This is a genomic window from Clostridium sp. DFI.1.208, assembly GCF_024463855.1.
GTDB lineage: Bacteria > Bacillota_I > Bacilli_A > Erysipelotrichales > Erysipelotrichaceae > Clostridium_AQ.
The window spans coordinates 1-5,723 of sequence record NZ_JANGCA010000109.1 but is presented as its reverse complement, the minus strand read 5'-3'; the positions used below and the strand labels follow the sequence as shown (position 1 = coordinate 5,723).

Below are 5,723 nucleotides of genomic sequence, written 5' to 3'. Positions count from 1 at the left end.
ATTTGACACTATAAAAGGCAGTGCATGTTCATACTCTGACATTTGCACTGCCTTTTTGAAACCCTATAATACTTTAGAGCACACCTCAATCATCATAAAACCCTACGTTTATTTAGAGCGTTTTTTTTCACAACCCTACGTTAATTTAGAGACCCATTGTTATCCGATGACAGCAATTTGCTTTTTTCTTTACTTATTCCTTTAGAAGAACTTCACCAATAAATGAGAAACAGGATGCTGCTTCCCCTGCAATGGTTTTCCTTTATTCTGCCATTGACACATGGGCTGCAGGAAATGCAGCTGCTTATCCATGGAACATGGAATACGCAGGTCACTTTTCTGATGCTGCAGGAGGTGCTTTGTATGGTGTGCTATGCAGTCGCTGCTTACGTGATGTTTCGTATCCTGGAGCGTATAGCCATGCGAAACGCAACCATTGATCTATATTGATGCTGTAATAAGCAGGAAAAGAACCTGTTGCGCTTAAAGTGAGCCTTTCATTTGGATATCCAAACTTTTTGTTCATTTCATACGCTTCGGGTTCTTTTTCATATCAATGCACCTCCCTGCACATGGATTTCCATGGGTCAAGAGCAGATCACAGGCATTCTGCTTATTCACCTTAGCTTCATATATGCAAGTTTCATGAAACATCATGTTCCCACCATCAGCTTCTATACCCACCCTTTTTCCGTAGGGAATGCCTTTTCCTGACAATCACTGCACGCTTTATCATGAATGGAAATAACGCCACCGCAGGTAGAACAGGTATATTTCTTTTTCTGCTGCTCCATAAATACCTCTAACCCCTGATTTTTCACAATCTCGCTATTTTCCATGAGACTAGCCTGATATCTTTTTTTATAGCTATTCTCAAGGTTTTTTATAAGCTTACAAGGATAATCCGAACAGGCATAGCAATAGGATAAATCTCTGGCTTTAACACAGTCCTTGATTTTACACCTACGGCAGTGTTCAGGTTTACCCCTATCACTTTTCAGGCAGCCATCACATGGTTTTTTATGATAGCAATGCTTATAACAAACCTTGCAATTCATACCGCATGGGGCAAACATGATCGCTTCTATATCACTTTCCTTCATCATCATTAGTAATCACCTCCATAAACGCAGCTTGTTTTACATACCTGTGTATCACATATAAATGCTTTCAACAGCGATAAGCTTCCTTAAGTCCTCCCCAAAATGGTACAGCTCCTCGCATATAAGCTCGTTATGACTTCTCTATGGAAATAAAGGTAGGAAACTGGTCCGGGCTCTGCATACGCTGCATCGTATTTGTATCCATATCAAAACATTTTCCGTTATAATCATAATGCAATTTACCATCGACACAATACAGGCAATGCTCTGCCGGAAATGCTACAGGCTTATAGCGGTCATTCTGAATCAGCTGATCCCGGTATACTGCCTGATCCTCTGTTAGCCTTACTACATCATTTTCTAGACGAATATCAATAGATTCCACTCACCACAGCCTCTGCCGCTACCTGCTTGCCGGAAGCGGATATCAGCCGAAAGCTGCCGGTTACAGCATCCGTGCTTCTGCGCTTTGCCAATTCAAAGCGGAATAATGATACTGCGCTGAAATCCTTCCGCAGCTTTTCGCGTTGACCATCGGCTCCCATAAGCCAATTTTTTCATTCGCTATAATGAACATATCATGCTGAAAGCCACTTTGAGAATATTTTAGATTAGAAAAGGAAATCTGATCAGAGTAAACACCTTGCAGCGCACCGTTCTCCAGCTCGTATGCCAGCTCTTTCGTATACAATGTCTTACCATTCACATTCTCTTCAATGAATTTTATAATTTTTCCATCCTTCTATCCTTTCATCCTAAATTTTCGCACATCGATATACCAGATCAGCGATTGTTTATAATGGAAATTATCTTCTTCTGATATACATCAATAACACAGTGATTATAAAAGCCTCTACACGTTAAGATTCTCTCATTCTTTTTAGAAATATCAAAATACATTTCATGAAAGTAGTTTATATGATTTTCTCTTGAATAGCATTCCAGTAACTGCTTTATTTCCCAAAACACCTTTCCTGACTTGAAGCAAATAATATTATTGTCGCATGATTCACTTACATCATCATGAATAGGAAGCTGGATTACCACCTCATAATCCTTGAATAGGATGGTTTTTTGTAGTATTTCTTTATCTTCCATAATGGTATCCTCTCTATTTTCGTTTGAAAAGGGGATGCTGCATAACGGTCTCTTTACGCATACAGTTGTTTCAAGAAATCAAATTCCAATCTGATAATTTCAGCAATCGGCACTATTTCACGAGCTCTGCTCTCAAAGCTATCTGCTTTCGCCCATAGGAAAGGATAAAAAGCAACTCCTTCATCATTTTTTATGTTTACAACATCTTTTTGCCAACCTTTCCAGAAATAGTCCTTATAGAAAGTAACCGTATCGCCATGAAAGCACCAGTATAAAAATTGAGAAAAGCTTATTTCCATGTCTTCCAGCTCTAAACAGTCAGGTGCGAAGTAACCGATATTTCCGTTTTCCAGGAACATGAATAAACCGCCTAATATATCCTCCCCAATGAGTATATTATCAAAGGGACACAAGCTGTTTCTGGAAATAAAATTCACCTCCCCTGCCCCATAAAGCCTTATCCAGTGGTCAATGATAATTCCGCCGGTATGTTCAAGCAGCACTGCCAACAGACTTTTGCTATTGATTTTATATGTGTTCTTTACTTCAGCTTTTATGCTATCCTCGCTTGGAAGAACAGCCACTGCTTTTTTTGAATTCTTTATATCATCCAATATATTTTGAAAAGTACTTTCCATCAGTTCTCTATCCCTTCTCTTCTCAGCATTTACATCATATAATCTCAAATATTACAATTCCTATCAGGGTCATGCAGACGGATTTCGTATGTTCCCAATCGCATGGATCGGCTTGCCCTAATACGACGTCTTTTTCTTTAAGAATTCCATTGTTTTATCCAGAATATCTGTTTGAAAAACAAAGGACGGATATCCCGTCGGATGTGCGCCGAATACTAGACAATCCCATATACAGAGCGTAGATGCGTCTTCTGTGAAACGAGATCATTTATCACCTCAGGTTTCGTTTCATCGTTAGATAAACGGAAATTTATTCGATAGGTAAGTTACGTTGTTTCAAGAATGATAGTTTATCCCAATACCCTCTTTGAAACAGAATTTTTCCGTTGATAATATGAAAAAATCCACAGCCTCTTAAGCCTAATGGGTCTTTCCATTCTAAAATTGCCCATTGCCCATCTTCAAATATATTTTCTACAATACAAGTCATATCAGCAATAGCAAATTCATCAGTGAACATTGCACGAATTGCTTCTTTTCCAACTACAGGCTCATTGGCTACTTGATGATTTGTTGCATCTTCGTGATAAAGACCTGTAATTGCCTCTACATCGTGATTATTAAAGGCATCTACCCACTTACACACTACCTCTTTTGGTCTTAACATAATATCTTTTACCTCCACAAATTCTAATTTTCCTATTTCATAAACTGGGATTAGTCTTTAAATCAATAAAACTGATATGAATACTAAATCATCTAAATTTTTACTTCTTTTTCTTACTCAAAACAATAGCTATAACAATCGCTACAGCAGCACAAAACATAATTAACCAAAAATACGGATGCATATTTACACCTCCTATAAAATTTCTAATTACAGTGTTTCATAAGCTGAAATTTGACACACTCTAGTTTATCCTCATTTTACATACTACATCTGAAACGCCGTTATCCAAAAACATATTCCGGCTATAAGCGAAAGCGGAGTCATCACATATTTTTCTTTCCTACTTTTTGAAATCATATTCATAATAGTATTCAAGGACAGGTAAGCGGCAAAGAAGAAACAAATATACTTCGTAGCCTTAAAAGACAACCACAAGGAAATAAAACCTCCGGCTTGCAAAACAATTATCATTGCAAAAATTTGGACAGCAAACGAAATGACTGCCGCAATTCTAAATTTTTTAGGTAAATTTTTATGTTGTCCACCCATTGTAAATTCGCCCAAAGGCAAACCACATGCAGCAAGAACTGTCATAATTGCTATAATTCCAAATAATACTGCACCTAATATGGAAAGCATAAATAATATTCTCCTTTCGTGAAATACAATAAACTTCAGTTACAAATTCTCATTGTTCAGTTAAAATAAACTGGAATCTTTCGGTCTTTAATACCCATACGTCATCAGCTTCCATTCTCCGCCTTCACTTCGAGCTAACCACCAAGACCATGTATATTCTTCGTTAGGATTCCAAGCTCCACCACCTTTTTCCGGAGAGCGAAAGCTGCTATTAAACATGATACATTGTGTAAAAACTTGCTTATTATCATTAGCACTCTCTAAATCATTCATCCATGCAATAATTTCTTCATCCAAACAAACATCATCTGATGAATATGAAAGACTATGCAGCTCACATCCCTCAAACGATTTGAAGGTTTCCTTTATTTGATCTATCGCAGAATCCATGTCTTCTTTTGTGTAGATTGCAGATGTTCCATAATCAATTTTCACATTGTTTGTCGTTGAATTTTCACATCCGACTAAGCATAACATCAGCAAACAACAAACTACAATCTCTGTCGTTTTCTTCATGAATTTTTCTCCTCTGAATTTTAATTTCACAGCTTGAAAAACTGGTATATCGGTCTCAACTTCTCTGTCTTATAAAGCTGACTTACGCACAATAACCTCTGCACAGACCAGACCAGCTATATGCTCCGCTGTTTCATTTGTCAGTAGAAAGAACATTCCATCATTCCGGCATTTTCTATATGTGTCGCCATTCAAGGCATAAACAAAACCTTTTACACAGGTATCACTACAGGCATTCGGATCAATCAGTCTCTTGCAGTCACGGGAAGTAGTCATTTTCTTTTGCATATCAGCAGGAAGCGAAGCGATTATATCCTCATACTTGCCAGCATTGTCTCCGTAAATTCGTGCAAAAACACCTGTCTTACGAAACACCCAATTCATTACTGTTTTCTTCTCTAGTTGATATGAAGCGGTGTAACCGCTTTTTGCTTCCTTTATTACAAGGTCACAGCCCTGCTCAATGAGTTCGGTATTAAGTTTCTCGACAAACACCTGGTGTTCCGGCGCGATTGCCGATAAAAATTCTTTGAATGACCCTTTTCCTTTTGCCATTATCTTTTTCCTCCACAAATTCTAATTTTTCAGTTTGATAAACTGAAATTAATTTAATTATATTTAGCTATTTCATTAATCAGTTCATTTAGAGAATATATATTCCCATTTTCATCTTCCAGTATATATTTTTCCTGATTTTCAGTGTTATCAAAAAATTCAATTAGTTCAGAAAGATTAGAAATCTTCATGCCTTCCCATACATGATTATGCCAGAACACACCCGCTTTCTTTATTATAACAAGACTTTCTCGATACAAAGTTTGGCTGATTGGTGCATATTGACAATCGCTTAAAGCATAATCCTCTGCAATGCTTTCCGCTAAATCCTGATTGACAATCGCTCCATTTACTTCTTTACAAAAATCATATAATTTTTGAAGCATCTGCACTAAGTGTGGGTAGAAATCATCTAAGCTCATAAGATAGTTTGATTTCATAGTATAACCGGGAACATACGATCATGATCATATCGATAAGATTCTGTATATTCCTGAATCCATA

The 5,723-nt window shown here is 37.3% G+C and carries 11 protein-coding genes and 1 pseudogene; 1 reads left to right on the top strand and 11 read right to left on the bottom strand.

Going from position 1 to position 5,723, the window contains the following annotated elements:
• Positions 1–222 precede the first annotated feature (222 nt).
• Positions 223–450: a hypothetical protein gene (locus NE665_RS23145; protein WP_181968906.1), complete on the top strand. Its 228-nt coding sequence runs from the start codon at positions 223–225 to the stop codon at positions 448–450.
• Between the two features lie 224 nt (positions 451–674).
• On the opposite strand, the gene NE665_RS24800 is transcribed toward NE665_RS23145, so the two are convergent.
• The 11 genes and pseudogenes from NE665_RS24800 to NE665_RS23095 all read right to left on the bottom strand — a co-directional run bounded on the left by NE665_RS24800 (position 675) and on the right by NE665_RS23095 (position 5,641).
• The gene (locus NE665_RS24800; protein WP_233104853.1) at positions 675–839 is read right to left on the bottom strand and encodes a hypothetical protein; all 165 of its coding nucleotides are present in this window, start codon (positions 837–839) and stop codon (positions 675–677) included.
• A gap of 54 nt (positions 840–893) precedes the next feature.
• Positions 894–1,076 (bottom strand): annotated as a pseudogene (locus NE665_RS24795) (DUF3795 domain-containing protein); the annotation flags it as partial.
• A 157-nt stretch (positions 1,077–1,233) separates the two neighbouring features.
• Positions 1,234–1,488, bottom strand: coding sequence for a hypothetical protein (locus NE665_RS23135; RefSeq protein WP_220431391.1), 255 nt, complete (start codon positions 1,486–1,488; stop codon positions 1,234–1,236).
• Positions 1,475–1,648 carry a hypothetical protein gene (locus tag NE665_RS23130; RefSeq protein WP_220431392.1) on the bottom strand — a complete coding sequence of 58 codons (174 nt, stop codon included), beginning with the start codon at positions 1,646–1,648 and terminating at the stop codon, positions 1,475–1,477. Before NE665_RS23130 ends, NE665_RS23135 begins: the two co-directional genes overlap by 14 nt.
• Positions 1,649–1,886: 238 nt before the next feature.
• Positions 1,887–2,201, bottom strand: a complete 315-nt coding sequence (locus NE665_RS23125) for a hypothetical protein (RefSeq protein WP_117442593.1) — start codon at positions 2,199–2,201, stop codon at positions 1,887–1,889.
• Between the two features lie 53 nt (positions 2,202–2,254).
• Complete coding sequence (locus NE665_RS23120; RefSeq protein WP_233104852.1) at positions 2,255–2,887, bottom strand: DUF2625 family protein; 633 nt, start codon at positions 2,885–2,887, stop codon at positions 2,255–2,257.
• Positions 2,888–3,149: 262 nt separating this feature from the next.
• Positions 3,150–3,506 (bottom strand): nuclear transport factor 2 family protein, encoded by a 357-nt coding sequence (locus NE665_RS23115; RefSeq protein ID WP_117442595.1) that lies wholly within the window; start codon positions 3,504–3,506, stop codon positions 3,150–3,152.
• Between the two features lie 267 nt (positions 3,507–3,773).
• The gene (locus NE665_RS23110) at positions 3,774–4,148 is read right to left on the bottom strand and encodes a hypothetical protein (RefSeq protein WP_117442596.1); all 375 of its coding nucleotides are present in this window, start codon (positions 4,146–4,148) and stop codon (positions 3,774–3,776) included.
• An 87-nt stretch (positions 4,149–4,235) separates the two neighbouring features.
• Positions 4,236–4,664 carry a hypothetical protein gene (locus NE665_RS23105; RefSeq protein WP_117442597.1) on the bottom strand — a complete coding sequence of 143 codons (429 nt, stop codon included), beginning with the start codon at positions 4,662–4,664 and terminating at the stop codon, positions 4,236–4,238.
• A 69-nt stretch (positions 4,665–4,733) separates the two neighbouring features.
• Positions 4,734–5,219, bottom strand: a complete 486-nt coding sequence (locus NE665_RS23100; protein ID WP_117442598.1) for a hypothetical protein — start codon at positions 5,217–5,219, stop codon at positions 4,734–4,736.
• Between the two features lie 53 nt (positions 5,220–5,272).
• Positions 5,273–5,641, bottom strand: coding sequence for a hypothetical protein (locus NE665_RS23095; RefSeq protein WP_256302656.1), 369 nt, complete (start codon positions 5,639–5,641; stop codon positions 5,273–5,275).
• Positions 5,642–5,723: the final 82 nt, after the last annotated feature.

Coding starts and splice junctions, on each gene's coding strand:
- NE665_RS23145 (WP_181968906.1), top strand. CDS start 223: ATGAGAAACAGGATGCTGCTTCCCCTGCAATGGTTTTCCTTTATTCTG.
- NE665_RS24800 (WP_233104853.1), bottom strand. CDS start 839: ATGGAAAATAGCGAGATTGTGAAAAATCAGGGGTTAGAGGTATTTATG.
- NE665_RS23130 (WP_220431392.1), bottom strand. CDS start 1,648: ATGGGAGCCGATGGTCAACGCGAAAAGCTGCGGAAGGATTTCAGCGCA.
- NE665_RS23125 (WP_117442593.1), bottom strand. CDS start 2,201: ATGGAAGATAAAGAAATACTACAAAAAACCATCCTATTCAAGGATTAT.
- NE665_RS23115 (WP_117442595.1), bottom strand. CDS start 3,506: ATGTTAAGACCAAAAGAGGTAGTGTGTAAGTGGGTAGATGCCTTTAAT.
- NE665_RS23110 (WP_117442596.1), bottom strand. CDS start 4,148: ATGCTTTCCATATTAGGTGCAGTATTATTTGGAATTATAGCAATTATG.
- NE665_RS23105 (WP_117442597.1), bottom strand. CDS start 4,664: ATGAAGAAAACGACAGAGATTGTAGTTTGTTGTTTGCTGATGTTATGC.
- NE665_RS23100 (WP_117442598.1), bottom strand. CDS start 5,219: ATGGCAAAAGGAAAAGGGTCATTCAAAGAATTTTTATCGGCAATCGCG.
- NE665_RS23095 (WP_256302656.1), bottom strand. CDS start 5,641: ATGAGCTTAGATGATTTCTACCCACACTTAGTGCAGATGCTTCAAAAA.